Source organism: Streptomyces flaveolus (genome assembly GCF_014648815.1).
Taxonomy (GTDB): domain Bacteria; phylum Actinomycetota; class Actinomycetes; order Streptomycetales; family Streptomycetaceae; genus Streptomyces; species Streptomyces flaveolus.
The window spans coordinates 201,807-227,885 of record NZ_BMRV01000001.1; the positions used below are offsets into that span (position 1 = coordinate 201,807).

The 26,079-nt window shown below is 70.8% G+C and carries 27 protein-coding genes; 14 read left to right on the plus strand and 13 right to left on the minus strand.

Annotation, left to right across the window (positions count from 1 at the left end; all coding sequences use genetic code 11):
* The first annotated feature begins 38 nt into the window (after positions 1–38).
* The 3 genes from IEZ05_RS00860 (at position 39) to IEZ05_RS00870 (ending at position 2,515) form a co-directional block, all read left to right on the plus strand.
* Complete coding sequence (locus tag IEZ05_RS00860; RefSeq protein WP_189227979.1) at positions 39–1,061, plus strand: NADP-dependent oxidoreductase; 1,023 nt, start codon at positions 39–41, stop codon at positions 1,059–1,061.
* Between the two features lie 107 nt (positions 1,062–1,168).
* Complete coding sequence (locus IEZ05_RS00865) at positions 1,169–1,588, plus strand: organic hydroperoxide resistance protein (RefSeq protein WP_189227980.1); 420 nt, start codon at positions 1,169–1,171, stop codon at positions 1,586–1,588.
* Positions 1,589–1,666: 78 nt separating this feature from the next.
* The gene (locus IEZ05_RS00870) at positions 1,667–2,515 is read left to right on the plus strand and encodes an EI24 domain-containing protein (RefSeq protein ID WP_189227981.1); all 849 of its coding nucleotides are present in this window, start codon (positions 1,667–1,669) and stop codon (positions 2,513–2,515) included.
* Between the two features lie 145 nt (positions 2,516–2,660).
* On the opposite strand, the gene IEZ05_RS00875 is transcribed toward IEZ05_RS00870, so the two are convergent.
* Positions 2,661–3,632 carry an aldose epimerase family protein gene (locus IEZ05_RS00875; RefSeq protein WP_189227982.1) on the minus strand — a complete coding sequence of 324 codons (972 nt, stop codon included), beginning with the start codon at positions 3,630–3,632 and terminating at the stop codon, positions 2,661–2,663.
* A 48-nt stretch (positions 3,633–3,680) separates the two neighbouring features.
* Entirely contained in the window at positions 3,681–4,595 is a 915-nt protein-coding gene (locus IEZ05_RS00880; protein ID WP_189227983.1) for an SGNH/GDSL hydrolase family protein, read from the minus strand.
* 256 nt (positions 4,596–4,851) lie between these two features.
* Here IEZ05_RS00880 and IEZ05_RS00885 point away from each other — a divergent pair, with 256 nt between their 5' ends.
* Positions 4,852–5,346, plus strand: coding sequence for a DUF3145 domain-containing protein (locus IEZ05_RS00885; RefSeq protein ID WP_189227984.1), 495 nt, complete (start codon positions 4,852–4,854; stop codon positions 5,344–5,346).
* Positions 5,347–5,425: 79 nt separating this feature from the next.
* Here the strand turns inward: IEZ05_RS00885 and IEZ05_RS00890 are convergent, their stop codons facing one another.
* From IEZ05_RS00890 to fasR, 5 genes are all read right to left on the minus strand, one after another.
* Entirely contained in the window at positions 5,426–6,697 is a 1,272-nt protein-coding gene (locus IEZ05_RS00890) for a beta-ketoacyl-[acyl-carrier-protein] synthase family protein (RefSeq protein ID WP_189227985.1), read from the minus strand.
* An 86-nt stretch (positions 6,698–6,783) separates the two neighbouring features.
* The gene (locus tag IEZ05_RS00895) at positions 6,784–7,032 is read right to left on the minus strand and encodes an acyl carrier protein (protein ID WP_189227986.1); all 249 of its coding nucleotides are present in this window, start codon (positions 7,030–7,032) and stop codon (positions 6,784–6,786) included.
* A 79-nt stretch (positions 7,033–7,111) separates the two neighbouring features.
* The gene (locus IEZ05_RS00900; protein WP_189227987.1) at positions 7,112–8,143 is read right to left on the minus strand and encodes a ketoacyl-ACP synthase III; all 1,032 of its coding nucleotides are present in this window, start codon (positions 8,141–8,143) and stop codon (positions 7,112–7,114) included.
* A gap of 16 nt (positions 8,144–8,159) precedes the next feature.
* Positions 8,160–9,071: an ACP S-malonyltransferase gene (locus IEZ05_RS00905; RefSeq protein WP_189227988.1), complete on the minus strand. Its 912-nt coding sequence runs from the start codon at positions 9,069–9,071 to the stop codon at positions 8,160–8,162.
* An 89-nt stretch (positions 9,072–9,160) separates the two neighbouring features.
* A complete protein-coding gene (fasR, locus tag IEZ05_RS00910) occupies positions 9,161–10,366 on the minus strand; it encodes a fatty acid biosynthesis transcriptional regulator FasR (RefSeq protein ID WP_189227989.1) in 1,206 nt (401 codons plus the stop codon).
* Positions 10,367–10,428: 62 nt separating this feature from the next.
* Between fasR and IEZ05_RS00915 the strand changes: the two genes are divergently transcribed.
* Positions 10,429–11,079, plus strand: coding sequence for a pirin family protein (locus tag IEZ05_RS00915; protein ID WP_189228539.1), 651 nt, complete (start codon positions 10,429–10,431; stop codon positions 11,077–11,079).
* Here IEZ05_RS00915 and IEZ05_RS00920 read toward each other — a convergent pair.
* Positions 11,076–11,891, minus strand: a complete 816-nt coding sequence (locus tag IEZ05_RS00920) for a serine hydrolase domain-containing protein (protein WP_189227990.1) — start codon at positions 11,889–11,891, stop codon at positions 11,076–11,078. The two genes, IEZ05_RS00915 and IEZ05_RS00920, sit on opposite strands and share 4 nt — an antisense overlap.
* A 19-nt stretch (positions 11,892–11,910) precedes the next feature.
* On the minus strand, positions 11,911–12,378 hold the full coding sequence (locus IEZ05_RS00925) for a GNAT family N-acetyltransferase (protein ID WP_189227991.1): 468 nt from the start codon (positions 12,376–12,378) through the stop codon (positions 11,911–11,913).
* Positions 12,379–12,475: 97 nt separating this feature from the next.
* On the opposite strand from IEZ05_RS00925, the gene IEZ05_RS00930 reads away from it, so the two are divergent.
* Together IEZ05_RS00930 and IEZ05_RS00935 are read left to right on the plus strand one after the other, a co-directional pair.
* A complete protein-coding gene (locus IEZ05_RS00930; RefSeq protein ID WP_189227992.1) occupies positions 12,476–12,961 on the plus strand; it encodes a MerR family transcriptional regulator in 486 nt (161 codons plus the stop codon).
* Positions 12,958–13,971 carry an aldo/keto reductase gene (locus IEZ05_RS00935; RefSeq protein WP_189227993.1) on the plus strand — a complete coding sequence of 338 codons (1,014 nt, stop codon included), beginning with the start codon at positions 12,958–12,960 and terminating at the stop codon, positions 13,969–13,971. The genes IEZ05_RS00930 and IEZ05_RS00935 overlap by 4 nt, the downstream gene beginning before the upstream one ends.
* 51 nt (positions 13,972–14,022) lie before the next feature.
* Here IEZ05_RS00935 and IEZ05_RS00940 read toward each other — a convergent pair whose 3' ends face one another.
* The 3 genes from IEZ05_RS00940 to IEZ05_RS00950 form a co-directional block, all read right to left on the minus strand.
* Complete coding sequence (locus tag IEZ05_RS00940; RefSeq protein WP_189227994.1) at positions 14,023–14,871, minus strand: DUF4429 domain-containing protein; 849 nt, start codon at positions 14,869–14,871, stop codon at positions 14,023–14,025.
* Between the two features lie 66 nt (positions 14,872–14,937).
* The gene (locus IEZ05_RS00945; protein WP_189227995.1) at positions 14,938–16,155 is read right to left on the minus strand and encodes an alpha/beta hydrolase; all 1,218 of its coding nucleotides are present in this window, start codon (positions 16,153–16,155) and stop codon (positions 14,938–14,940) included.
* A 72-nt stretch (positions 16,156–16,227) separates the two neighbouring features.
* Positions 16,228–16,908 carry a TetR family transcriptional regulator gene (locus IEZ05_RS00950; protein ID WP_189227996.1) on the minus strand — a complete coding sequence of 227 codons (681 nt, stop codon included), beginning with the start codon at positions 16,906–16,908 and terminating at the stop codon, positions 16,228–16,230.
* A 136-nt stretch (positions 16,909–17,044) separates the two neighbouring features.
* On the opposite strand from IEZ05_RS00950, the gene IEZ05_RS00955 reads away from it, so the two are divergent.
* Both IEZ05_RS00955 and IEZ05_RS00960 read left to right on the plus strand, forming a co-directional pair.
* Entirely contained in the window at positions 17,045–18,661 is a 1,617-nt protein-coding gene (locus tag IEZ05_RS00955) for an MFS transporter (RefSeq protein ID WP_189227997.1), read from the plus strand.
* A gap of 251 nt (positions 18,662–18,912) precedes the next feature.
* Complete coding sequence (locus tag IEZ05_RS00960; RefSeq protein WP_189227998.1) at positions 18,913–19,221, plus strand: small hydrophobic protein; 309 nt, start codon at positions 18,913–18,915, stop codon at positions 19,219–19,221.
* 86 nt (positions 19,222–19,307) lie between these two features.
* Here the strand turns inward: IEZ05_RS00960 and aceE are convergent, their stop codons facing one another.
* Positions 19,308–22,055, minus strand: a complete 2,748-nt coding sequence (gene aceE / locus IEZ05_RS00965) for a pyruvate dehydrogenase (acetyl-transferring), homodimeric type (RefSeq protein ID WP_189227999.1) — start codon at positions 22,053–22,055, stop codon at positions 19,308–19,310.
* 377 nt (positions 22,056–22,432) lie between these two features.
* On the opposite strand from aceE, the gene IEZ05_RS00970 reads away from it, so the two are divergent.
* From IEZ05_RS00970 to IEZ05_RS00990, 5 genes are all read left to right on the plus strand, one after another.
* Entirely contained in the window at positions 22,433–22,870 is a 438-nt protein-coding gene (locus tag IEZ05_RS00970) for a DUF3052 domain-containing protein (protein ID WP_161165332.1), read from the plus strand.
* A gap of 124 nt (positions 22,871–22,994) precedes the next feature.
* Positions 22,995–23,453: a peroxiredoxin gene (locus IEZ05_RS00975; RefSeq protein ID WP_189228000.1), complete on the plus strand. Its 459-nt coding sequence runs from the start codon at positions 22,995–22,997 to the stop codon at positions 23,451–23,453.
* A 142-nt stretch (positions 23,454–23,595) separates the two neighbouring features.
* Complete coding sequence (locus IEZ05_RS00980) at positions 23,596–24,171, plus strand: calcium homeostasis/redox stress adaptation protein (protein WP_189228001.1); 576 nt, start codon at positions 23,596–23,598, stop codon at positions 24,169–24,171.
* A 112-nt stretch (positions 24,172–24,283) separates the two neighbouring features.
* The gene (locus tag IEZ05_RS00985; protein WP_189228002.1) at positions 24,284–24,859 is read left to right on the plus strand and encodes a TerD family protein; all 576 of its coding nucleotides are present in this window, start codon (positions 24,284–24,286) and stop codon (positions 24,857–24,859) included.
* A 49-nt stretch (positions 24,860–24,908) separates the two neighbouring features.
* Complete coding sequence (locus IEZ05_RS00990; RefSeq protein WP_189228003.1) at positions 24,909–26,048, plus strand: DUF475 domain-containing protein; 1,140 nt, start codon at positions 24,909–24,911, stop codon at positions 26,046–26,048.
* Positions 26,049–26,079 lie beyond the last annotated feature (31 nt).

Genomic DNA, 26,079 nt, shown 5'->3' on the forward strand with positions numbered 1-26,079 from the left:
CCTGAAACATCCCGCGCACGTCCAGGAAGGCACCCCCCATGGCCGACTCCCCCGCTCTCCCCACCGTCAACCGCGAATGGCACCTGCTCAGCCGCCCGGTCGGCTGGCCCAAGCCGGAGGACTTCGCCCTCGTCGAGGCGGAGGTCCCCACCCCGGGTGAGGGCCAGGTGCTGGTACGCAACCTGTACGTCTCCGTCGACCCGTACATGCGCGGCCGCATGAGCGCCGCCAAGTCCTACGTCGCCCCCTTCGAGCTCGGCAAGGTCATGCAGGGCGGCGCGGTCGGCGAGGTCGTCGCCTCGAACGCCGAGGGCATCGCCGTCGGCGACCACGTCCTGCACTTCTTCGGCTGGCGCGAGTACGCCGCCGTGGACGCCAAGAACGCCGTCAAGGTCGACCCGGAGGCCGCGCCGCTGTCGACGTACCTCGGCGTGCTCGGCATGACCGGCCTCACCGCCTACGCCGGCCTGCTGCGCACCGCGGCCTTCAAGGAGGGCGACGCGGTGTTCGTCTCCGGTGCCGCCGGCGCCGTCGGCAGCCAGGTCGGCCAGATCGCGAAGCTCAAGGGCGCCTCGCGGGTCATCGGCTCGGCCGGTTCCGACGAGAAGGTCAAGCTGCTCGTCGACGAGTACGGCTTCGACGCAGCCTTCAACTACAAGGAGGGCCCGGTGAGCGAGCAGTTGCGCGCCGCCGCCCCGGACGGCATCGACGTCTACTTCGACAACGTGGGCGGCGACCACCTGGAGGCCGCCATCGGCTCCCTCAACCGGGACGGCCGCATCGCCGTCTGCGGCATGATCTCGGTCTACAACAACACCGAGCCCGCCCCCGGTCCACGGAACCTCGCCCGCCTCATCCAGACCCGCGGCCGCATCGAGGGCTTCCTGGTCGGCGACCACTACGACCTCCAGCCGCAGTTCGTCCAGGAGGTCGGCCCCTGGGTCCGCTCCGGCGAGCTGAAGTACCGCGAGACGGTCGTCGAGGGCATCGAGAACAACCTCGAGGCCTTCCTCGGCGTCCTGCGCGGCGACAACACCGGCAAGATGATCGTCAAGCTCTGAGCCGGAAGGCGGACCTTCACGGAGTTTCCGGCATGCGGTAGCGTCATTCCGAAATCCGTCGTGATCGTGGGCGCGAGTCACGGCGGACCGAGGAGGAAGACACCCGCATGCCCATCCAGCAGTCCGAGGTCCTGTACACCGCCGTCGCCACCGCCGAGAACGGGCGCGACGGGCGCGTCGCCACCGATGACGGCAAGCTCGACGTGGTCGTGAACCCGCCCAAGGAGATGGGCGGCAGCGGCGCCGGCACCAACCCCGAGCAGCTGTTCGCCGCCGGCTACAGCGCCTGCTTCCAGGGCGCGCTCGCCGTCGTGGCCCGCCAGGAGGGCGCCGACGTCTCCGGTTCGACCGTCACCGCGAAGGTCGGCATCGGCAAGAACGACGACGGCTTCGGCATCATCGTCGAGATCTCCGCCGAGATCCCCGCCGTGGACGCCGCCACCGCGCGGTCCCTGGTGGAGAAGGCCCACCAGGTCTGCCCGTACTCCAAGGCGACCCGCGGCAACATCACCGTGACGCTCGTCTGACCGGGCCCCTCACGCACGACGCGGGCCGCACCCCGGGAGCCCGGGGCGCGGCCCGCGTCGCCCGGTAGAGTGCCGTCCATGCGTGATCTTGGGGCGGGATTCGGCCATCTCCTGAAGGGCCAGCGCTGGGTGGCCCGGCACGGCAAGAGCTACGGCTTCGGGCTCGTCCCGGGCCTGATCACCCTCGTCCTGTACGTGGGGGTGCTGGTCGCGCTGGCGCTGTGGGGCGAGGACGTCGTCGCCTGGGCGACCCCGTTCGCCGACGACTGGTCGAGCCCCTGGGCCGGGCTCTTCCGCGGCTTCCTCACCGCCGTGCTGTTCGCCCTCGTCCTGCTCCTGGCCGTCCTCACGTTCACCGCGGTCACCCTGCTGGTCGGGCAGCCCTTCTACGAGAGCCTCTCCGAACGGGTCGACCGGGACGTCTCCCCGGACGGCACCGCGCCCGAGTCGGACCTGCCGCTCTGGCGCGAGCTGTGGGTCTCCGGCCGCGACAGCCTGCGCATCGTGCTGCGCGCCGTCGTCTGGGGCGTACTGCTCTTCGCCGCCGGCTTCATTCCGGTCGTCGGCCAGACGGTCGTGCCGGTGATCGGCTTCTTCGTCACCGGCTTCTTCCTCACCGAGGAGCTGACCGCCGTGGCCCTCCAGCGCCGCGGGGTCGAGCTGCGCGACCGCCTCGCCCTGCTCCGCTCCCGCAAGACGCTGGTCTGGGGCTTCGGCACGCCGCTGGGCGTGGCCTTCCTGGTGCCGTTCGTCGCGGTGTTCCTGATGCCGGGCGCGGTCGCGGGCGCCACGCTCCTCGCCCGCGAGCTGCTGGGCGAGGAGACCCGCGAGGGCGGCACCGAGCCCTCCGGAGACGACCCCTCCGGCACCGGCCCGGCGTCCGGCGACGCGTTCACGGACCCCGCCGGACGGGGCGGCCGTTTGTGAAAGGTTCGTACATACCGCGTACCGAAGGCTCCCGCGCGGGCCTTCGGACCACCGCGGCGATTACCGTCGAACCGGGACGGTTCCGTGCGTCCCCCGCGGGACAGCCCCGGCCCGGGACCTGACGGCCTGGCCGGGGCTCACGCGGCTACCGCGCCGAGAAGCCGTACACCGTCTCCGAACGGAACGCCTCGCCCGGCCGCAGCACCGTGCTCGGGAAGTCCGGCCGGTTCGGGGAGTCCGGGAAGTGCTGCGTCTCCAGCGCGATGCCGTCGCCGGGCGCGAACGGCTCGCCCAGATGGTCCGCCGTGTACAGCTGGAGACCGGGCTCGGTGGTCGCCACCGACACCGCGCGCCCGGACACCGGGTCGTACAGCTCGGCGACCGGCACCGCGGTCTCCGTCACGCCCTTGTCGAGGACGAAGTTGTGGTCGTAGCCCGCACCGACCTTGCGGGCCTCCCGGAAGTCGAAGCGCGTGCCCGCCACCTCGGCGGGCGCACCCGCCGGGATCAGGTCCGCGTCGACCGGCGTGACCCGGGACGCGGCGATCCGCAGCTCGTGGCCGCCCGTGTGGCCGGAGCCGCCCAGATTGAAGTAGCTGTGGTTGGTCGGGTTCAGCACGGTCGGCGCGTCGGTGACCGCCTCGTACACGATCCGCAGCGCCCCGGACTCGTCCAGCGTGTATGTCGCGGAGATCTCCAGGCGGCCCGGGAAGCCCTCCTCGCCGTGCGGGCTGACCCGGCTGAGGCGGACGCCGTGCCCGACGGGCTCCGCGTCCCACACGCGCTTGTCGAAGCCCCGCTCGCCGCCGTGCAGCGAGTTAGGCCCGTTGTTGAGCGCCAGCGCGTACGTCCGCCCGTCCAGCGGGAAACGACCGCCCGCGATCCGGTTGGCGTACCGTCCGACGAGCGCGCCGAAGTAAGGCTCCGGATGCCGCACATAGCCGTCCAGGTCCGCGAACCCCAGCACCACGTCCACGGTGTGCCCGTCCCGGTCCGGGACCTCGGCCGACTGCACGATCCCGCCGTACGTCAGCACCCGCACCCGCACGCCGGCCCGCTCCAGAGTCCAGCGGTGGACCGGCGTGCCGTCGGAAAGTGTGCCGAAGAGTTCGTTCATGTGCGGAACTCTAGGACACGCCCGGAACACCCCGGGGGCGCGGTCCCATCAGGGCTTCTTCGCGGTGACGGCGCGATAGGCGATCTCCGCCAGCCGGGCCTGCCCGTTCACGCTCGGGTGGAACCAGTCCCACTGGCTCAACTGGTCCGTGCCGAACCGGAAGGCGTGCACCGCTCCGCCGTCGGTACGGCACTTGCGGTCCTTCGCGCAGACGTCCCGCAGCACCTCGTTGTAGTCGTCCACCCGGTCCCGCACCGTGTTGCGCCGCAGCGTCGCCGCCGAGTCCACGGCGTCCGCGTCGGCCAGCATCGACGGGCAGATGCCCAGCTTCCACACCTGCTTGCCCAGCGGGTTGGCGCGCCCCTCGGACCACAGCCGCTTCAGGTCCGGGATGCTCGCCACGAACACCTGCGCCTTGGGCAGTTCCCTGCGCAGCGTGCGCATCGCGTCCTCGAACTGGGCCCGGAAGTCGGCCACCGGGGTCATCGCGTCGGTCGTGGTCCGGCAGGCGTCGTTCGCCCCCGCCATCACCGTCACCAGCTCCGGCTTCCGTGCCGCCGCCCGCGTCACCTGCCCGGTCAGATCCGCCATCCGGGCCCCGGTGACCGCGTAGTTCCAGCTCCGCCCGGCCGCCTCGCTCCCCAGCAGCCGTACGGCCAGACTGTCGACCTCGGCACTGCTGCCGGTCGCCCACGACACCTCGGGGCAGTCCGACAGGATCGTGCAGGCGTCGAAGCCGCGCGTGATGGAGTCGCCCACCGCGGCGACCGACTCCGGGCTCGTGTCCCACGCCGGCGTGGGCTTCGGCGACGGCCGGCCGGACCCGGTGCCGGACGCGCCGGGGGAGTCGCCGCCGACGGCGTCACAGCCGGCCACGCCCAGGACGGCGGCGGTCAGAGCGGCGAGCGCGACACGCGAACGGAGCAATCGGTTCCGCGTCCCGCGATCCGTTCCCTGCCCCATGCCCGTACCGTCCCTCGCCTCGTGCCTCCACCGTCCTCAACCCATGACACCGCGCCAGGGTTCCCGGCGGCGGCGGTGCGGCGGCTCACATCCGCACAAGCGTCCTGCCGGGTGAATGCCGGGAGTTTCCCGGCACCGGGACCGACGGTACGTCACACTCCTTGCGCCGTCGCACGGTAGCCTCGCCCTCATGTGGCCCGCCCGGTCACGGCCGTTCCACCCGTTCCGAGATGTCCCGCTCAGCCCGGAGGTTCCGGTGACGACACGTGGAGTTCTGTACCTGCACTCCGCGCCGCGCGCGCTCTGCCCGCACGTCGAGTGGGCCGTCGCCGGGGTGCTCGGCACACGCGTCGCCCTGGACTGGATCCGGCAGCCCGCCTCGCCCGGCACCTGGCGCTCGGAGTTCTCCTGGCAGGGCCAGGCCGGCACCGCCTCCAAGCTCGCCTCCGCGCTGCGCGGCTGGCAGATGCTGCGCTTCGAGGTCACCGCGGAGCCGTCCGCCGGAGCCGAGGGCGAGCGCTACAGCTGCACCCCCGACCTCGGCATCTTCCACGCCGTCACCGGCATCCACGGCGACATCCTGATCCCCGAGGACCGGCTGCGCGCCGCCCTGGCCCGCTCCCAGGGCGGCGAGACCGACCTGGAGAAGGAGATCGCCAAGCTCCTCGGCAAGCCCTGGGACGACGAACTGGAGCCGTTCCGCTACGCCGGCGAGGGCGCCCCGGTCCGCTGGCTCCACCAGGTGGTCTGATCGGCGCGCACTGCCCGGACGCACGACGAGAGGGCCCCCACCTCCGGTGGGGGCCCTCTCAACTGCCTACGGACGTCGCTCAGACCGTCCGGAACGCCAGCACGACATTGTGGCCACCGAAGCCGAACGAGTCGTTCAGCGCGGCGATACGGCCCTCGACGGGCAGCTTGCGGGCCTCGCCGCGGACGATGTCCGCGATGGCCTCGGCCTCCGGGTCGAGGTTCTCGATGTTGATGGTCGGCGGCGCCACCCGGTGGTACAGGGCGAGCACCGTCGCGACGGACTCCACACCTCCCGCGCCACCGAGGAGGTGACCGGTCATCGACTTGGTGCCGGAGACCGCCATGTGGTCCACGTCGTCGCCGAGGACCTTGCGCAGCGCCTTCAGCTCGGCAAGGTCGCCGGCCGGCGTCGAGGTGGCGTGCGCGTTGACGTGCACGATCTCGGCCGGGTTCAGGTCGGTGCGGTCCAGCAGGTGCTGCAGGGCGGCGGAGATGCCGCGGCCCTCGGGCTCCGGCTGCACGATGTCGTGGCTGTCGGCGGAGATGCCCTGGCCGACCGCCTCCGCGTAGACGCGGGCACCGCGCTCGGCGGCGTGCTCGGCGGACTCCAGCACGAGGACGCCGGCGCCCTCGCCGAGGACGAAGCCGTCCCGGGCGGTGTCCCAGGGGCGCGAGGCGCCCTGCGGGTCGTCGTTGTTCTTGGACATCGCCATCATGTTGCCGAACGCGGCGATGGGCAGCGGGTGGATCGCCGCCTCGGTGCCACCCGCGACGACGACGTCGGCACGGCCGGAACGGATCATCTCGATGGCGTAGCCGATGGCCTCGGCGCCCGACGCGCAGGCGGAGACCGGCGTGTGCACGCCCGCCCGGGCGCCCACGGCCAGACCCACGTTGGCGGAGGGGCCGTTCGGCATCAGCATCGGCACGGTGTGCGGGGAGACGCGGCGGACGCCCTTCTCCTTGAGCACGTCGTACTGGTCCAGCAGGGTCGTCACGCCGCCGATGCCGGAGGCGATGACCGCACCGAGCCGGTCGGGGTCGACGGACCCGTCCTCACCGGCCTTGCCGGTGAAGCCGGCGTCCTGCCACGCCTCCTGGGCCGCGATCAGCGCGAACTGCGCCGAGCGGTCCAGCCGGCGGGCCTGGGGCCGCGGAATGACCTCGGAGGGGTCCACGGCGGCCTGGGCCGCGATGCGGACCGCCTGGTCGGCGGCCCACTCCTGCTCGAGGGGCTTGGCGCCGGACCTGCCGGCCACCAGACCCTCCCAGGTAGAGGCTGCGTCGCCACCCAGCGGTGTGGTTGCGCCGATACCGGTGACGACCACGGTGCGATTGGTCGAGCTCACGGGAATTCTTTCTCCAACGGGATACGGATTCGTACGGCGCCACCGCCGGGTGGCGGGGCAGTCAGCCCAGAGGCCTGATCGGTCGATCAGTTCTGGTGCTTGAGGATGTAGTCGGTCGCGTCGCCGACGGTCTTGAGGTTCTTGACGTCGTCGTCCGGGATCTTGACGTCGAAACGCTCTTCGGCGGCGACGACGACCTCGACCATGGACAGCGAGTCGACGTCCAGGTCGTCGGTGAAGGACTTGTCCAGCTGGACGTCCTCAACCGGGATACCGGCGATCTCGTTCACGATCTCGGCGAGACCGTCGACGATCTCCTTCTGAGTGGCGGCCATTGCGGCGCTCCTTCGTAGATGTTCCAGAGGGTGTGGCTCTTGTGCTCCGCCCCGGACCGCATGATCCGGCACGGAGTGCCTAGGGGAGAGTAACGACCGTCGCGGCGTAGACGAGACCCGCCCCGAAGCCGATGACGAGCGCGGTGTCGCCGCTCTTCGCCTCACCGGTCGCCAGGAGCCGCTCCATGGCGAGCGGGATCGAGGCGGCCGAGGTGTTGCCGGTGGTGCGGATGTCACGGGCGACCGTGACGTGCTCCGGCAGCTTCAGCGTCTTCACCATCGAGTCGATGATCCGCACGTTGGCCTGGTGCGGAATGAAGACATCCAGGTCGTCCGGGCTGATCCCGGCCGCGTCCAGCGCCTGCTGGGCGACCTTCGCCATCTCGAACACGGCCCAGCGGAACACCGCCTGGCCCTCCTGCGTGATCGCAGGAAACTTCACGTTGCCCTCGTCGTCGACGGGCAGTTCGGAGACGTCGCCGATCCTGAAACGGTCCCAGGGCACCGTCTGCTTGATCGTCTCGGACTTGTCGCCCTCCGAGCCCCAGACGGTCGGGCCGATCGCCGGCTCCTGGGACGGGCCGACCACGACCGCGCCGGCGCCGTCGCCGAACAGGAAGGCCGTGGCCCGGTCCGTCAGGTCGGTCAGGTCGGACAGCCGTTCCACGCCGATGACGAGGACGTACTCGGCGGAGCCCTCGACGATCATGCCCTTGGCCAGGGTCAGGCCGTAGCCGAAGCCCGCGCAGCCCGCCGAGATGTCGAAGGCCGCGGCCTTGTCCGTGCCCAGCTTGTCGGCGATCAGGGTGGCGATGGCCGGGGTCTGGCTGAAGTGCGACACGGTCGAGACGACGACCGCGCCGATCTGCGAGGCGTCGATCCCGGCGTCCGCGATGGCCTTGCCTGACGCCTCGATCGACATCGCCGCGACGGTCTCCTCGGGCGAGGCCCAGTGCCGCGTCTCGATGCCGGAGCGCGAGCGGATCCACTCGTCGGACGAGTCGATCGTCTCGAGGATCACCTCGTTGGGCACGACCCGCGTCGGGCGGTAGCCGCCCACCCCGAGGATGCGCGCGTACGGGGCGCCCTTGCTGGGCTTGATCTTCGGCATGCTCTCGGGCTCCTTGTCAGGCCTGCTCGGCGACGAGCGCGCGGGCCGCGTCGAGGTCGGCGGGGGTCTTCAGGGCCAGCGTCTTCACGCCGGGCAGCGCGCGCTTGGCCAGGCCGGTCAGCGTGCCACCGGGGCACACCTCGATCAGGGCGGTGACGCCGAGCTCCTTGAAGGTCTCCATGCACAGGTCCCAGCGGACCGGGTTGGCGACCTGGCCGACGAGCCGCTCCAGCACCTCGGTGCCGGTGGTGACGGCCCGCCCGTCCTTGTTGGAGACGTAGGTCACCCGCGGGTCGGCCGGCGTGAGCTCCTTGGCGGCCTCGGCCAGCTTGTCCACCGCGGGCGCCATGTGGTGCGTGTGGAACGCGCCGGCGACCTTCAGCGGCACGACCTTGCGGACGCCCTCGGGCTTGTCCTCGTTCAGCGCCGCCAGCTGCTCCAGGGTGCCGGCCGCCACGATCTGACCCGCGCCGTTCACGTTGGCCGGGGTCAGGCCGAGCTTCTCCAGGTGCGCCACGCTCACCTCGGGGTCGCCGCCGAGCAGCGCCGACATGCCGGTCTCGGTGACCGCGGCGGCCTCGGCCATGGCCAGGCCCCGACGGCGTACGAGGGTCAGCGCGGCGGTGTCGTCGAGGACGCCCGCGAAGGCGGCGGCGGTGATCTCCCCGACGCTGTGGCCCGCGACAGCGCCCGGCACCACGTCACCGAGTGCCGCGGCGGACAGGAGTCCGGCGGCGACCAGCAGCGGCTGCGCCACGGAGGTGTCGCGGATCTCGTCCGCGTCGGCCTTCGTGCCGTAGTGGGCGAGGTCGAGTCCGATGGCGTCGGACCACGCGGCGACGCGGTCGGCGGCGCCGGGGAGGTCGAGCCATTCAGTCAGGAAGCCGGGCGTCTGGGCGCCCTGGCCGGGAGCGACGAGTACGAGCACTCTCACACTCTCTCTTGAGGACGGCCACGACCGCCCGTGGGGACAAGGACGAAGAACACTCGGGGGTTTTGTGGACCCCCGACAAAAGCCTAGAGTTGCGGATCTCCATCGGCCAGACGCCCCAGGATGAGCGCGATCCGCAGTGTGAACGCAGACCGTACATCAGAGGGCGACCAGCCGGTGACGTCAGTCACACGTCGGAGCCGGTAGCGCACGGTGTTCGGGTGAACGAAGAGCATGCGCGCGGCGCCTTCGAGGCTGCTCGCCTGCTCCAGATAGACACTGAGCGTCTCCAGGAGCGCGGCCCCGGCGTCCTCCAGCGGTCTGTAGATCTCCTCCACCAGCTGCTCGCGGGCCGAAGGGTCGGAGGCGATCGCGCGCTCCGGCAGCAGATCGTCCGCCAGGACCGGACGCGGGGCGTCCTGCCAGGCGGTGCAGGCCTTGAGTCCGGCCGCGGCGGCCTGCGCGGACCGGGTCGCGGCCAGCAGGTCCGGCACCACCGGGCCGGCGACCACCGGGCCCTGGGCGAACGGCCCGATCAGCGACTTCGCGACGGCCAGCGGATTGTCGCTGCCGCCCGCGATCACCACCAGCCGGTCCCCGAGCACCCCGGTCAGCACCTGGAGCTTGGCGTGCCGGGCCGCGCGCCGGATGGCCTCCACGGTCAGTTCGGAGTCCCCGTCGGGCGCGGTGCCCAGCACCACGCACACGTGTTCGGGGGAGTTCCAGCCCAGCGCCGCCGCCCGGGACACGGCCCCCTCGTCGGCCTCGCCGCTGAGCACGGCGTTCACCACGAGCGACTCCAGCCGCGCGTCCCAGGCACCGCGTGCCTCGGCGGCCTGCGCGTACACCTGGGCGGTCGCGAAGGCGATCTCCCGGGCGTACACCAGCAGCGCCTCGCGCAGCACGGACTCGTCGCCCGGGGCGGCGACCTCGTCGATCGCCGACTCCATGACCTCGATGGTGGTCCGCACCATCTCGACGGTCTGCCGCAGCGTGATCGCCCGGGTCAGCTCGCGCGGCGCGGTGCCGAAGACGTCGGTGGAGATGGCCTGCGGGGCGTCCGGGTGCCGGAACCACTCGGTGAAGGCGGCGATACCGGCCTGGGCGACCAGCCCGATCCAGGAACGGTTCTCCGGCGGCATCGCCCGGTACCACGGCAGTGTCTCGTCCATCCGCGCGATCGCCTGCGCGGCGAGTGATCCGGAGGACTGCTCCAGCCGCTTCAGGGTCGCGGTATGCGGATGGACGGCGCGCGCCGCGGGCTCGGGCTTGCTGGTTTCGGGTTCGGGCACGGGGACAAGACTGCCTTATCCGGACGGGCGGGCGTGTCGCCGGGTCTACGGTGGACGGCGTGATGGACGTACGGCGCGCCGACGAGCGCTACCCAGGCGGCGACCGGTCGGCCGGCATCGAGTCGCGGCACGCCTTCTCCTTCGGCCCCCACTACGACCCCGACAACCTCCGCTTCGGCGCGCTGATCGCCTGCAACGAGGAGCGCCTCACCCCCGGCGCGGGCTTCGACGAGCACCCGCACAGCCACACCGAGATCGTCACGTGGGTGGTGGAGGGCGAGCTGACCCACCGGGACAGCGCGGGCCACGAGACCCTCGTGCGCGCCGGGGACGTGCAGCGCCTCAGCTCGGCGGGCGGCGTCCGCCACGTCGAGCGCAACGACGGCCCGGCGCCGCTGACCTTCGTCCAGATGTGGCTGGCCCCGCGCGAGCCCGGCGGCGACCCGTCCTACGAGATCGTGCACGGCATCGCCGACTCCACCCCGTACGCCGTCCCGGAGGCGGGCGCCATGCTCCACGTGCGGCGCCTGGCGGCGGGCGAGCGGACGGCGGTGCCGGACGCGGCGCACGTCTACGTCCACGTCGTGCGCGGCACCGTTCACCTGGGCGGCGAGGAGCTGGACGCGGGGGACGCGGCGCGGATCACGGACGCGAAGGGGGCGGAGGCGGTGGCCCTGACCCCGGCCGAGCTCCTCGTGTGGGAGATGTCCTAGACCTCCGCGAGCACCGCGTCCGTGAACGGCGGCCACGCCTCGACCGCCCACGGCCCGAAGGCGCGGTCGGTCAGCGCCACGCAGGCCACACCCGCGTCCGGGTCGATCCACAGGAACGTGCCCGACTGGCCGAAGTGCCCGAAGGTGCGGGGCGAGGACGAAGCGCCCGTCCAGTGCGGGGACTTGGCGCCGCGGATCTCGAAGCCGAGGCCCCAGTCGTTGGGGTTCTGGTGGCCGTAGCCCGGCAGCACGCCCTTGGTGCCCGGGTACTGGACCGTCATCGCCTCGGCGACCGTGCGCGGGTCCAGCAGCCGCGGTGCCTGCACCTCGGCGGCGAACCGCAGCAGGTCCTCGACCGTCGAGACGCCGTCCTTCGCGGGGGAGCCGTCCAGGGTGGTGTCCGTCATGCCCAGCGGCTCCAGCACCGCCTGCCGCGCGTACTCGGCGAAGGGGATGTCCGTCGCCTTCGCGATGTGGTCGCCGAGCTGCTCGAAACCGGCGTTGGAGTACAGCCGGCGCTCCCCGGGCGGGGCGGTCACCCGGTGCTCGTCGAAGGCCAGCCCCGAGGTGTGCGCGAGGAGGTGACGGACCGTCGAACCGGCCGGACCGGCGGGCTCGTCCAGCTCGATCGCGCCCTCCTCGTACGCGACGAGCGCCGCGTACGCCGCGAGCGGCTTGGTGACCGAGGCGAGGGGGAAGCGCTGCCCGACGGGTCCGTGCGACCCCAGGACCGTGCCGTCGGCGCGCACGACACCCGCCGCTGCGGTGGGGACCGGCCAGTTCTCGATCAACGCGAGGCTCTTCAAGGACATGCCACCGAGCCTAAGCGGCTCAGAGGTACAGCCTCATCGAGGGGGTCGTGTCGCGTGTGAAGCCCATCGACGCGTACAGGGGCTCGGCGTCGGGGGAGGCCGTGAGCATGACGTGCCCGGCGCCCCGCTCCCGGAACCACTCCAGCAGCTCGTCCATGCACGCGCGCGCGAACCCGCGCCGCCGCGCGTCCGGGTCGGTGGCGACGCTGAAGACGTACCCGAGCAGTCCGCCGGGTCTGCCCGGCCCGCCGATCCGGTACTCCAGCGTCCCCACCACCAGCGCCGCCAGCGCCCCCGTCCGGTCGGGGTGGTCGACGACGAACGCCGCGAAGTCCCCGTCCGGGTCGGCCAGCCGCTTCCGCAGGACGGGCAGGGAGCCGTCCTGCCAGTCGGTGGGCGAGCCGGGGGACATCGCGTCGATCATCACCTGGCGCAGACGCAGCACTTCACGCGCGTCCTCGGCCACGGCACGGCGTACGAGACTCATGCCGTGCACGCTAGTGACCGGCCCCGCCGGCTGTCCCGCCCATTTCTCACCTGCCGTGCTTGCCTGGAGTGCACTCCAAGGTCATAGCGTGGGGGCCATGACGGTGATGCAGACCACGGCCGGGCTCGTCCAGCCGAACGCCACCAGAACAGACTTCTGCGCCGCCCCGCCCCGGCGCCACCCACGCCCCGACGGCCAGGACCGGTACACCATCAGCGAGGTCGTGGCCTTCACCGGACTGACGGCCCACACGCTGCGCTGGTACGAGCGGATCGGCCTGATGTCCACCATCGACCGCTCGCACACCGGGCAGCGCCGCTACAGCAACCGCGACCTCGACTGGCTCGACTTCGTCGGCAAGCTGCGCATGACCGGCATGCCGGTCGCCGACATGGTCCGGTACGCGGAGCTGGTGCGCGAGGGCGAGAGCACGTACCTCGACCGGCGCGAACTTCTGGAGTCGACCCGCCGCGACGTACTGGCGCGGATCGCGGAGCTCCAGGACACCCTCGCCGTGCTCGACCGGAAGATCAGTTTCTACGGGGACGCGGGACGCGCCCGCGAAGGGGAGAAAACCCGATGACCGACAGCAGGATCCCGACGGTACGGCTCGGAGACGGCGGCCCGGAGGTGGGCGTCCAGGGCCTCGGCTGCATGGGCATGAGCTTCGCCTACGGCCCGTCGGACGCGGACCAGTCCCGGGCGACCCTGGAACGGGCGCTGGAGCTGGGCGTCACGTTCTACGACACGGCGGACGTCTACGGGCTCGGCGAGAACGAGAGGTTCCTGGCGCCCTTCCTCCGGGCGCACCGCGACGAGGTCGTCCTCGCGACCAAGTTCGCGCTCTCCCTGGACCACGTCGACCCGACGAAGCGGACGATCCGCAACGACCCGCCGTACGTCCGCCAGTGCGCCGAGGCGAGTCTCGGACGCCTCGGCACCGACGTGATCGACCTCTACTACATGCACCGGCGCGACGTGAACGTGCCGATCGAGGAGACCGTCGGCGCCATGGCCGAGCTGGTGCGTGAGGGCAAGGTCAAGCACCTGGGCCTGAGCGAGGTCACCGCCGCGGAACTGCGGGCCGCACACGCCGTTCACCCGATCGCGGCCGTGCAGTCGGAGTGGTCGCTGTTCAGCCGGGACATCGAGGCGGGCGTGGTGCCCGCCGCCGCCGAGCTGGGCGTCGCCCTGGTGCCGTACTCCCCGCTGGGCCGGGGCTTCCTCACCGGCTCCGTCACCAGCACCGACGGGCTCGCCGACGACGACTTCCGCCGTCAGCAGCCCCGCTTCACCGGCGACAACGCGGCGGCCAACGCGGCCCTGCTCGACCCGGTCCGCACGGTCGCCGACGCCCACGGCGCCACCCTCGGCCAGATCGCCCTGGCCTGGACCCAGCAGCGGGCGCGGGTGCACGGCCTGCCGGTCGTCCCGATCCCGGGCACGCGGAAGCCGTCCCGGGTGGAGGAGAACACGGCGGCGACGGGGATCGTCCTCACCGACGAGGAGCTGTCCCTGCTGGAGCCGATCGCGGGCAAGGTCGCGGGCGACCGCTACGCGGACATGACGTTCACGTCGGCGGGCCGGGAGTAGAGGCGGCCACGGACGGCCCGCACCCGTGCACGAAACCCCGCTCGGCAGCCGCTAGAGCTGCGCCAGCAGCTCCGCCTTCTTCGAGGAGAACTCCTCGTCCGTCACCAGTCCCTGCTGATGCAGCTCCCCGAGGTGCCGGATGCGCTCGGCGATGTCCGCGGGATCCCGCCGAGGCGCCGGCACCGGCACCGGCACGTCCGCGCCCTGTGCCCGCACCGCCGCCAGCACCGCCGCGGCGAACGGCAGCGACTCGTGCACCGGGCCGTACCCGAGCCCGAACACGACCGACGCGGGGTCCTGGTCGGCCTGCGGGGTGGTCGGCGCGGCGTCTCGCGGCAGCAGCCGCAGGTATCCCTCGAACGCCTCGGGGGAACGCCACTCCACCCCGCCCAGCCCGGCGACCGGGAAGCTCTGGTCGCCGGCCTTCCACTTCGCCGACGACGCGCCCGTCCAGGACCAGCGGAACGTCACCGCCGTACCGTCGAAGGACGCCTTGCCGTCGTACGCCTTGAACTGCAGCGGCGCCTCGGGCGCCGCCACCAGGTACCGCTCGGTCCTGCCGGACTCGCTCAGCAGCCCGCGCAGCTCGTCGGCGTAGTACTCCGCCAGGGTCTCCCGCTCGGCGGGCAGGACCAGCCGGTACGGGTCGCAGCCCTCCTTGAGCTGACCGGCCGCCGCCTCCATGAGCGGATCGGCGCCGGGACGCGGCTCGGCGCGCAGCACGACGGTGCCGCGTTTCCCGGGCGTCAGCGTCACCCCGGCGAGCGCCTCCAGCGGGACGCGGCGTTCCCCCAGCGCCTGGAACAGCTTGGGTGTTCGAATCCCCCGTTCGTAACGGATGAGCACGGAGTCGGACTCGAACTCCCAGGCGGCATGAAATCCGGCCAGTACGTCACCCATGCGGCTCATCGTATGCGGCACGCGCTTCTTCGTCCCCTCCCCGTGCAAACCGGAGTTTCTGCTCCTCTACGCGCGTCCGGCCGTCGCCGCTGCGGACAAACCCACCCGGCAGGCGTCGTCCTCGTGGGCGCAGGCCAGCGTGCGGTACGCGCCAACGCCGATCTCGGCGAAGTTCTCGAGGCTCTCCGTGCCCGGTACGAAGTACCCGGCGTGCCCCTGGGCGCCCCGCGCCGACAGCACCCGCGCCCCGAACGCCGCGGACACCGGGTCGGCGCCGTGCCCCAGCCCGCCGAGCTCCAGGTACGGCACGTCCTGGATCCAGTCGTCGGCGTCCCGCATCGACCACACGTGGGCGGCGGTGTGCAGGTGGGAGGCCTTCGCGACCCGCATGCCGGGGCTGCCGGCCACGGCGATGTCGCTGACCCGGCCGGGCAGCGCGTCGGCGGCGACGCCGCACACGACCGAGCCGTAGCTGTGGCAGAACAGCGAGACGGGCGCGCGGCCGGGCAGCGCCCGCAGCAGCGCGTTCAGCCGGACGGCACCGCGTTCGGCGCGCGTCGCGGTGGCCGCCTCCATGCCGAGGCCGCTCGGGGACGTGTAGTCGGCCCAGGCGATCACCGCCGTACGCGTGGCCGGGCTCGCCGCGCGTTCGGCCGCGTACAGCGACTCGGCCATGCCGGCGGGCGCCGAGTACTTGCGGTCGGTGCGCTGGAAGGTGAGCAGCTCGGTGTCCACGCCGGGGACGACGACGGACACGCGCTCGGCGCGGTCCAGGTTCCCGAACACCTCGGCGACCCGGCCCGAGCCCGCCGGGTCGAAGGCGAGGATGTGGCGGCCGGGGGTGAGCAGCGACTCGTAGCGCTGCATGCGCCGGCCCGCCTCCCGCTGCCCGGAGGGGGAGAGGCGCTTGTCGTGCATGCGCTGCCGCTCGACCGTGCGCGCCTCGCGGAGCGCCGCGTGGTTGGCCTGGTAGCGCAGCTCGACGGGCGCACCGTTCATGTTGCCGACGGCCAGGGGATAGCGGCGGGCCAGGCTCGCGCGCTGGGCCGCGGTGAGCGAGGCGAAGAAGCGGGACAGCCGGGCGGGGGCCGCCTGCGCGTCGGGCAGCCGGCGTCCGTCTATCCGGCCGTGCTCCCAGGCCGTGACCGACGCTTCGAGCGCCGTGGGGCCCCTCTGGTTGCGCAGGGCGGTCCAGCCGGTGGTCGACAGCATCACGAACACCACGGCCAGGGCGAGCAGTGCGCGCCAGACGTTCACTTGCGGGGAGGTGTCGAAGGAAGTCACTGGGAGGACACACTAGGAGAACGGCGGGGTCTCGCGTGAATCAAGTGACACGGATCACGTTTCGGCCATGTGCTACGGGGTTCTCCGCCAGCTTCCGGTGAGCGCCGGTTCCACCTGATCGAGGTAGGAAGCCGTCAGATCGCGCAGTGCCGCGAGGCCGGCGTCGTCCCGTTCCGACCAGATCCGCTCGGTCACCCGCATGACCGCGCCGAAGACGGCGACGACCACGCGCGGCCGCGGATCGGCGTCCAGGTCGAGGCCCTCGCGGGCGGCGACGATGCGGGCGATCTCCTCCTCCAGCTCGGTCGCGCGCCGCAGATGGGCGGCGAGCAGCGCGGGCGTCGACTCGATCACCCGGTAGAAGCGCATGTGCAGGTCGAGCGGCACCAACTGTTCGACGGCGTCGCCGATGGTGTCCCAGCTCTCCACCAGGGCGCCGCGCAGCGCGTCCAGCGGTGCCTCGCCGGGCGGGCGGCGGCGTACGGCGTCGACGAAGTGCGACTCGGCGAGCCGTGACACGAAGAACGCCGCCTCCTCCTTGCTCGCGAAGTAGCGGAAGAAGGTGCGCTGCGAGACGTCGGCGGCCTCGGCGATGTCGTCGACGGTCGTCTCCTCGTAGCCGCGCTCGGTGAACAGCTCCAGGGCGGAGCGCAGCAGCGTGTCCCGGGTGCGCTGCTTCTTGCGTTCGCGCAGGCCCGGCCGGGGAGCCGCCTGGGCGCCTTCCGCTTCCACCGGCGTGTCCGCCGTCTTCAAAAGGTGTCTCCCTGTCTCCCGTGCCTGCCCGTTTCCGCAGATCAGGCTACGTTCAGGCTATACGGGCATGACGTGTCAGTTACTGACTGGTGAATTGGTTTGTCAACTGTCAGTGGCTGTCATTAGCCTCGAAGGTATGACTAGTCAGACCACCATCGACAAGACCGGGCCGGGGAGCGGACCGCCCACGCCGTCGGATGCCACGCCTGCCTCGGGGCTGCGCGGCCACCCGTGGGTCACCCTCGTCACCGTCGCGGTAGGCGTCATGATGGTGGCCCTCGACGGCACCATCGTGGCCATCGCCAACCCGGCCATCGGCAAGGACCTGGGCGCCAGCCTGTCCGAGCTCCAGTGGATCACCAACGCCTACTTCCTCGCCCTCGCGGTCTCCCTGATCACCGCGGGCAAGCTCGGCGACCGCTTCGGTCACCGGCAGACCTTCCTCATCGGCGTGACCGGCTTCGCCGCCGCCTCCGGTGCCATCGGGCTGTCCGACAGCATCGCGATGGTCATCATCTTCCGTGTCTTCCAGGGCCTGTTCGGCGCGCTGCTCATGCCGGCCGCGCTCGGTCTGCTGCGGGCCACCTTCCCGGCCGAGAAGCTCAACATGGCCATCGGCATCTGGGGCATGGTCATCGGAGCCTCCACCGCGGGCGGTCCGATCCTCGGCGGTGTGCTGGTCGAGCACGTCAACTGGCAGTCGGTGTTCTTCATCAACGTGCCGGTCGGCGTCCTCGCCCTGGTGCTCGGCGTGCTGATCCTGCTGGACCACCGGGCCGAGAACGCCCCGCGGTCCTTCGACATCCTCGGCATCGTCCTGCTGTCGGCCTCGATGTTCTTCCTCGTCTGGGCGCTCATCAAGGCCCCGGAATGGGGCTGGGGCTCCAGCACGACGTGGCTGTTCGTGGCGGTGTCGGTCGTGGGCTTCGCCCTGTTCGCCTTCTGGGAGACGAAGGTGAAGGAGCCGCTGATCCCGCTGGCCATGTTCCGGTCGGTGCCGCTGTCGGCGGGTGTCGTCCTGATGGTCCTGATGGCCATCGCCTTCATGGGCGGCCTCTTCTTCGTCACCTTCTACCTCCAGAACGTGCACGGCATGAGCCCGATCGACGCCGGCCTGCACCTGCTCCCGCTCACCGGCATGATGATCGTCGCCTCGCCGCTGGCCGGCGCGATGATCACCAAGGTCGGCCCGCGCGTCCCGCTCGCGGGCGGCATGGCGTTCACCGCGGTCGCCATGTTCGGCATGTCCACGCTGGAGACGGACACCGGCAGCCTGGCGATGTCCATCTGGTTCGCCCTGCTCGGCCTCGGTCTCGCGCCCGTCATGGTCGGCGCGACGGAGGTGATCGTCGGCAACGCGCCGATGGAGCTGTCCGGGGTGGCCGGTGGCCTCCAGCAGGCCGCGATGCAGATCGGCGGCAGCCTCGGCACGGCGGTGCTGGGCGCCGTCATGGCGTCCAAGGTCGACAGCGACCTGCCGGGCAACTGGGCGGACGCGGGGCTCCCCGCGCTGACGCCGGAGCAGCTCGGCCACGCGTCCGAGGCGGTCCAGGTCGGCGCCGCCCCGGTGGCCGAGGGCACCCCCGCCCCGGTCGCCGCGAAGATCGCGGACGTCGCGCACGACACCTTCATCTCCGGCATGAGCCTGGCGTCGCTCGTCGCCGCGGGCGTGGCCACCGTGGCGGTGTTCGTCGCGTTCCTCACCAAGCGCGGTGACAACGCCGAGGCCGGCGCGGGCGTGGGGCACATCTGACGGAGGGTCCGCTCCTGTCACCCGGTTCGTCCATCAGGGTGACAGGGCCGGCGAACCCTCCCCACCGGAGGGCCTCGCAGGTCACAGTGGGTCAAGTCCTCCGCAGGGCATGGGGGGACGAGAGGCTGCGGCGCGCTGCTGGAGGGGGGCAGCGCGCAGGCAGCACACCGCGGGGGGATTGTCCACCCGGATGCGGGTACTCGCACATCAACCCGAGACGAACCGAACTCGACGAGTGGTTCAGGGAGTTGATGATGACGAGCTTGGGACACGGAACGCGCAGGAACCCCCGCTCACCTGGCCGGACGTGGTCACGGACCGGGCCGGACCGCGCGACGCTCGGCATCGTCGGAGTCGTCTGCGCGGTCGCGGGATTCTTCACGCTGGGGATCATCCTCGGCCCCGTCGCGATCGTCTGCGGATGGCTCGCCATGGGGCGCAGCTGGGCGGGTTCCCGCCCGGTGCCGGCGGTGGTCGCCCTCGCCCTGGGTGCCATCGACACGCTCCTGGCGATCATCTGGCTCGCCGGATCGGCCGGCATGGGCAACGGCATGCTCTGACCGGCCGGCGAGCCGACGCCAAGCGCGAACGAGGAGGGCCCCCGGCACCGCCGGGGGCCCTCCTCGCGTCTGCGGCTCGTCCGCCGCTACGCGTCACCGCCCGCGGCCCCCGGGTCGGCCGCCGTCACGTCGAGCAGCCGGTACCGGTCGACCGCCTGCTTCAGCGCCGACCGGTCGATCTTGCCCTCCCTGGCCAGCTCGGTCAGCACGCCCACCACGATCGACTCGGCGTCGATGTGGAAGAAGCGCCGCGCCGCACCGCGCGTGTCCGCGAAGCCCCAGCCGTCGGCGCCCAGCGACTGGTACGTCCCCGGCACCCACCGAGCGATCTGGTCCGGCACCGACCGCATCCAGTCGGACACCGCGACGAACGGCCCCTGCGCGCCGGCCAGCTTCCGGGTCACGTACGGCACCTGCTGCTCCTCCTCGGGGTGCAGCAGGTTGTGCTCCTCGCACGCCACCGCCTCGCGGCGCAGCTCGTTCCAGGAGGTCGCCGACCACACGTCGGCCCGCACGTTCCACTCGTCGGCGAGGATCCGCTGCGCCTGAAGGGCCCACGGCACCGCGACACCGGACGCCATGATCTGCGCCGGGATCGCGCCGCCGGTGCCCTCGCTGAAGCGGTGGATGCCCTTGAGGATGCCCTCGACGTCCACGTTCTCGGGCTCGGCCGGGTGCCGGATCGGCTCGTTGTAGACGGTGAGGTAGTAGAAGACGTCCTCGCCGTGCGGGTGCTGCTCGTCCGCGCCGTACATCCGGCGCAGGCCGTCCTTGACGATGTGCGCGATCTCGAAGCCGAAGGCCGGGTCGTACGCCACGCACGCCGGGTTGGTCGAGGCCAGCAGCTGCGAGTGGCCGTCCGCGTGCTGCAGGCCCTCGCCGGTCAGGGTCGTACGGCCCGCGGTCGCGCCCAGCACGAAACCGCGCGCCAGCTGGTCGCCCATCTGCCAGAACTGGTCGCCGGTGCGCTGGAAACCGAACATCGAGTAGAAGACGTAGACCGGGATGAGCGGTTCGCCGTGGGTGGCGTACGCCGAGCCCGCCGCGATCAGCGAGGCCGTGCAGCCCGCCTCCGAGATGCCGTCGTGCAGCATCTGCCCGTTCGGCGCCTCCTTGTAGGCGAGCAGCAGATCCCGGTCCACGGACTCGTACTGCTGGCCGAGCGGGTTGTAGATCTTCGCGCTCGGGAAGAACGAGTCCATGCCGAAGGTGCGGTACTCGTCCGGCGCGATCAGTACGAACCGCTTGCCGAGCTCCTTGTCCCGCATGAGGTCCTTCAGCAGTCGCACAAAGGCCATCGTCGTCGCGATGGACTGCTGACCCGACCCCTTCTTCACGGTCGCGTACGTCTTGTCGTCCGGCAGGGCGAGCGGTTTCGACCGCACCACACGGGTCGGCACATAGCCGCCGCAGCCCTGGCGGCGGTCGTGCATGTACTGGATCTCCTCCGTGTCCCGGCCCGGGTGGTAGTACGGCGGCGGGCCGGACTCCAGCTCCTTGTCGGAGATCGGCAGGTGCAGCCGGTCGCGGAAGCGCTTGAGGTCGTCGACCGTCAGCTTCTTCATCTGGTGCGTGGCGTTGCGGCCCTCGAAGTTGGGGCCCAGCGTCCAGCCCTTGATCGTCTTGGCCAGGATCACCGTCGGCTGGCCCTTGTGCGCCTTGGCCGCCGAGAAGGCCGCGTAGATCTTCCGGTGGTCGTGACCGCCACGGCCCAGGTGCAGGATCTGGTCGTCGGTCATGTTCTCGACCATCGCGCGCAGCCGGTGGTCGTCACCGAAGAAGTGCTCGCGGATGTAGGCACCGGACTCGGTGGCGTAGGTCTGGAACTGGCCGTCCGGGGTGGTGTTCATCCGGTTGACCAGCACGCCGTCGCGGTCCTGGGCCAGCAGCGGGTCCCAGGTGCGGTCCCACACCAGCTTGATCACGTTCCAGCCGGCGCCCCGGAAGATCGACTCCAGTTCCTGGATGATCTTGCCGTTGCCGCGCACCGGGCCGTCCAGGCGCTGCAGGTTGCAGTTGACCACGAAGGTCAGGTTGTCCAGGCCCTCGCGGGCGGCGATGGACAGCTGGCCCAGCGACTCCGGCTCGTCCATCTCGCCGTCGCCGAGGAACGCCCACACGTGGGACTTCGAAGTGTCGGCGATGCCGCGCGCGTGCATGTAGCGGTTCATCCGCGCCTGGTAGATCGCGCCGATCGGGCCGAGGCCCATCGAGACGGTCGGGAACTCCCAGAAGTCCGGCATCGACCGCGGGTGCGGGTACGACGACAGCATGTACGGCGCCTTGGACTTCTCCTGGCGGAAGCCGTCCAGGTGCTGCTCGGTCAGCCGGTCCAGCAGGTACGCGCGGGCGTAGATGCCCGGCGAGGCGTGCCCCTGGAAGAAGACCTGGTCACCGCCGTCGCCCTCGTCCTTGCCGCGGAAGAAGTGGTTGAAGCCCACGTCGTACAGCGAGGCGGAGGAGGCGAAGGTGGCGATGTGGCCGCCGACGCCGATGCCGGGACGCTGCGCGCGCGAGACCATCACGGCGGCGTTCCAGCGGGTGGCGTTGAGGATCTTGCGCTCGATCTCCTCGTTGCCGGGGAAGAACGGCTCGTCCTTGGTGGCGATCGTGTTGACGTAGTCCGTGCTGCGCATCTCGGGCACGGCCACGCGCTTCTCGCGGGCCCGCTCGATCAGTCGCAGCATCAGATAGCGGGCCCGCTCCCGGCCCCGCTCGTCGACGGCGGCGTCCAGGGAGTCGAGCCACTCCTGGGTTTCCTCGGGGTCGAAGTCAGGAACCTGACTCGGCAGGCCGCCAATGATGATCGGATTGCGATCTGATGCGGAAGCCACACTGTTCCTTCGCTGTCAGAGGGCCATTTGTGCCGGGTGTCTGCGCCGATTCCCCATCGTGTACCTCGCGGAGGCAAACGTCATCTGTACCGTGGGGTAACCGGTTCTCCCATGAGGGCCGGGGGCACGTTCATTCGAGTCTCGTACCCACACATGGTTCCCAAATACGCAAACGGGGCACAAGGGTGTGGTGTACGTCACCTTTGGCTCGGACGGCATGGCTGGAGTTGCGGCGACACGGCCGGGATCGTCACCGTTTCGGCGGTCCCAGTCGCCGGGTACTTGCGCGATCCGTCCCGCCCGTGTGGACTACGGCCAAGCTTCGCGCACGCGCGTGGCTGAAGGTATTCACTCAAGACATGATCAGGAGGCAACCCGTGAGCGCGACCGCGGACCACGCGGAGGAGCGGACGAACCCTGCCGCCAGGCTGGGTTTCCAGCCCGGGCAGGTGGTCCAGGAGATCGGCTACGACGATGACGTCGACCAGGAGCTCCGCGAGGCCATTGAGGGCGCCGTCGAGGGCGAGCTGGTGGACGAGGACTACGAGGACGTGGCCGACGCCGTCGTGCTGTGGTTCCGTGACGACGACGGCGACCTGACGGATGCGCTGGTGGATGCCACCACGTACATCGAGGAGGGCGGGGCGATCCTGCTCCTCACGCCGAAGACCGGCCGTCCTGGGTACGTCGAGGCCAGCGACATCTCCGAAGCCGCAACGACGGCCGGCCTGACGGCGGCCAAGAGCGTCAGTGTCGGCAAGGACTGGAGCGGCAGTCGGCTGGCGACCCCCAAGGCGGCCAAGTCGAAGCGGTAGCCGGTCCGGCTCCGCACCACCCGGCTCCGGACGGGCCGACCGCCGTCGGCCCGTCCGCGGGCTCGTGATGATCCCTGCGTAGGGTGTTTCCAGCGAACCACCCTTCGAAGGGACGAACAGGACCATGGCGATCCAGGTCGGCGACAAGGCCCCCGACTTCGAACTCAAGGACAACCACGGCGCGACCGTGAAGCTGTCCGACTTCCACGGCCGGAAGAACGTCGTGCTGCTCTTCTACCCGTTCGCCTTCACCGGCGTGTGCACGGGCGAGCTGTGCGAGGTGCGGGACAACCTGCCGCAGTTCTCCGACCGCGACACCCAGGTGCTCGCCGTCTCCAACGACTCCATCCACACCCTGCGCGTCTTCGCCGAGCAGGAGGGCCTGGAGTACCCGCTGCTCTCCGACTTCTGGCCGCACGGCAACGTCTCGCGCGCCTACGGCGTCTTCGACGAGGACAAGGGCTGCGCCGTCCGCGGCACCTTCATCATCGACCGTGAGGGTGTCGTCCGCTGGACCGTCCGCAACGGCCTGCCGGACGCCCGTGACCTCACCGAGTACGTGAAGGCGCTCGACGCCCTCTGACCGACACCCGTGTGATTCGTCGGCTCCAGGGCCTGCGGCGGGCGGGAACCCGTCACTAGGATCGACTCGTTGATCCGACAGCCACAGCACGTCATCCAACGCACTACGGGGCTTCCCGCCCCTGGACATCAAGGGAGGACTCGTGGGAGTCAGCCTCAGCAAGGGCGGCAACGTATCGCTGACCAAGGAGGCCCCGGGACTGACCGCGGTCATCGTCGGTCTGGGCTGGGACGTCCGTACCACGACCGGCACCGACTTCGACCTCGACGCCAGCGCCCTGCTGCTGGACAGCTCCGGCAAGGTCAGCAGCGACGCCAACTTCGTCTTCTTCAACAACCTGAAGAGCCCCGACGGATCGGTCGAGCACACCGGCGACAACATCACCGGTGAGGGCGAGGGCGACGACGAGCAGATCAAGGTCAACCTCGCCGGCGTCCCCGCCGAGATCGAGAAGATCGTCTTCCCGGTGTCGATCTACGACGCCGAGAACCGCCAGCAGTCGTTCGGCCAGGTGCGCAACGCGTTCATCCGCGTGGTGAACCAGGCCGGCGAGGCGGAGATCGCCCGTTACGACCTCTCCGAGGACGCGTCCACCGAGACCGCCATGGTCTTCGGTGAGCTGTACCGCAACGGGGCGGAGTGGAAGTTCCGGGCCATCGGCCAGGGCTACGCCTCCGGCCTGCGCGGCATCGCCCAGGACTTCGGCGTGAACGTCTGAGTCACCGCTCCGTCCGAGGCGAACGGCCTCGATCGTCCGGCGCCGCACGGTTTACGTGCGGCGCCGGACGCGCAGTAACCCAAGAACATCACCCGGGGAGGGGACCATCACCATGGGCGTCACTCTTGCCAAGGGGGGCAATGTCTCCCTGTCCAAGGCCGCACCGAACCTCACGCAGGTGCTGGTCGGTCTCGGCTGGGACGCGCGTTCCACCACCGGAGCACCCTTCGACCTCGACGCCAGCGCACTGGTGTGCGGCGGGGGCCGGGTGCTCGGTGACGAGTGGTTCGTCTTCTACAACCAGCTCAAGAGCCCGGACGGCTCCGTCGAGCACACCGGCGACAATCTGACCGGCGAGGGCGACGGCGACGACGAGTCGCTGCTCATCGACCTCCCCAAGGTGCCCGCCCACTGCGACAAGATCGTCTTCCCGGTCTCGATCCACCTGGCGGACGAGCGCGGCCAGACCTTCGGCCAGGTCAGCAACGCCTTCATTCGAGTGGTCAACCAGGCCGACGGCCAGGAACTCGCCCGCTACGACCTCAGTGAGGACGCCTCCACGGAGACCGCGATGATCTTCGGCGAGCTCTACCGCTACCAGGGCGAGTGGAAGTTCCGTGCGGTGGGACAGGGGTACGCGTCGGGACTCCGCGGCATCGCTCTAGACTTCGGAGTCAACGTTTCGTAAAGCCGAGTACGGCGCGGGGGAGCCCCGTACACACACGATTGGGTAGCCAGTGCTTCTGAAAACCTTCGGCTGGTCGTTCGCGGTCACCGCGCTCGGCCTGGTCGCGGCGGTCTTCTACGGGGGGTGGACCGCCTTCGGGCTCGTGGCGATCCTCTCCATCATGGAGATCTCGCTGTCCTTCGACAACGCGGTGGTCAACGCCGGAATCCTGAAGAAGATGAATGCCTTCTGGCAGAAGATCTTCCTCACCGTCGGCATCCTGATCGCCGTCTTCGGCATGCGCCTGGTCTTCCCGGTCGTGATCGTGGCCATCAGCGCCCAGCTCGGGCCGATCGAGGCCGTCGACCTCGCGCTCACCGACAAGGACCGCTACCAGGAGCTGGTCACCGACGCCCACCCGTCGATCGCCGCCTTCGGTGGCATGTTCCTGCTGATGATCTTCCTCGACTTCATCTTCGAGGACCGGGACATCAAGTGGCTCGCCTGGCTGGAGCGGCCGCTGGCCAAGCTCGGCAAGGTCGACATGCTGTCGGTCTGCATCGCCCTGATCGTGCTGCTCATCACCTCGATGACCTTCGCGACCCAGGCCCACCTGCACGCCGGGCACGCCGACAAGGCGGAGACGGTGCTGATCTCCGGCGTCGCGGGTCTGATCACCTACCTGATCGTCGGCGGTCTCTCCGGTTACTTCGAGGACAAGCTCGAAGAGGAGGAGGAGCGGGAGCACGAGGCCGAGGAGGAGGCCGCGCGCAGCGGCAAGCCCAAGTCGGCGGTCGCGCTGGCCGGCAAGGCCGCGTTCTTCATGTTCCTCTACCTGGAGGTCCTGGACGCGTCGTTCTCCTTCGACGGCGTCATCGGCGCCTTCGCCATCACCAACGACATCGTCCTGATGGCCCTCGGCCTCGGCATCGGCGCCATGTACGTCCGGTCCCTGACCGTCTACCTGGTCCGCGAGGGCACCCTCGACGACTACGTCTACCTGGAGCACGGCGCCCACTACGCCATCGGCGCCCTGGCCGTCATCCTCCTCGTCACCATCCAGTACGAGATCAACGAGTTCATCACCGGTCTCGTCGGCGTGGTCCTGATCGGCTGGTCCTTCTGGTCCTCCGTGCGCCGCAACAAGCGGCTCGCCGCGGCCGGGGGAGCGGGCGACGGAGAGAAGGCGGAGGTCTCCTCCGGGGTGTGAACCCCTGACGATCCCGGGCCCGTGCGCCCCC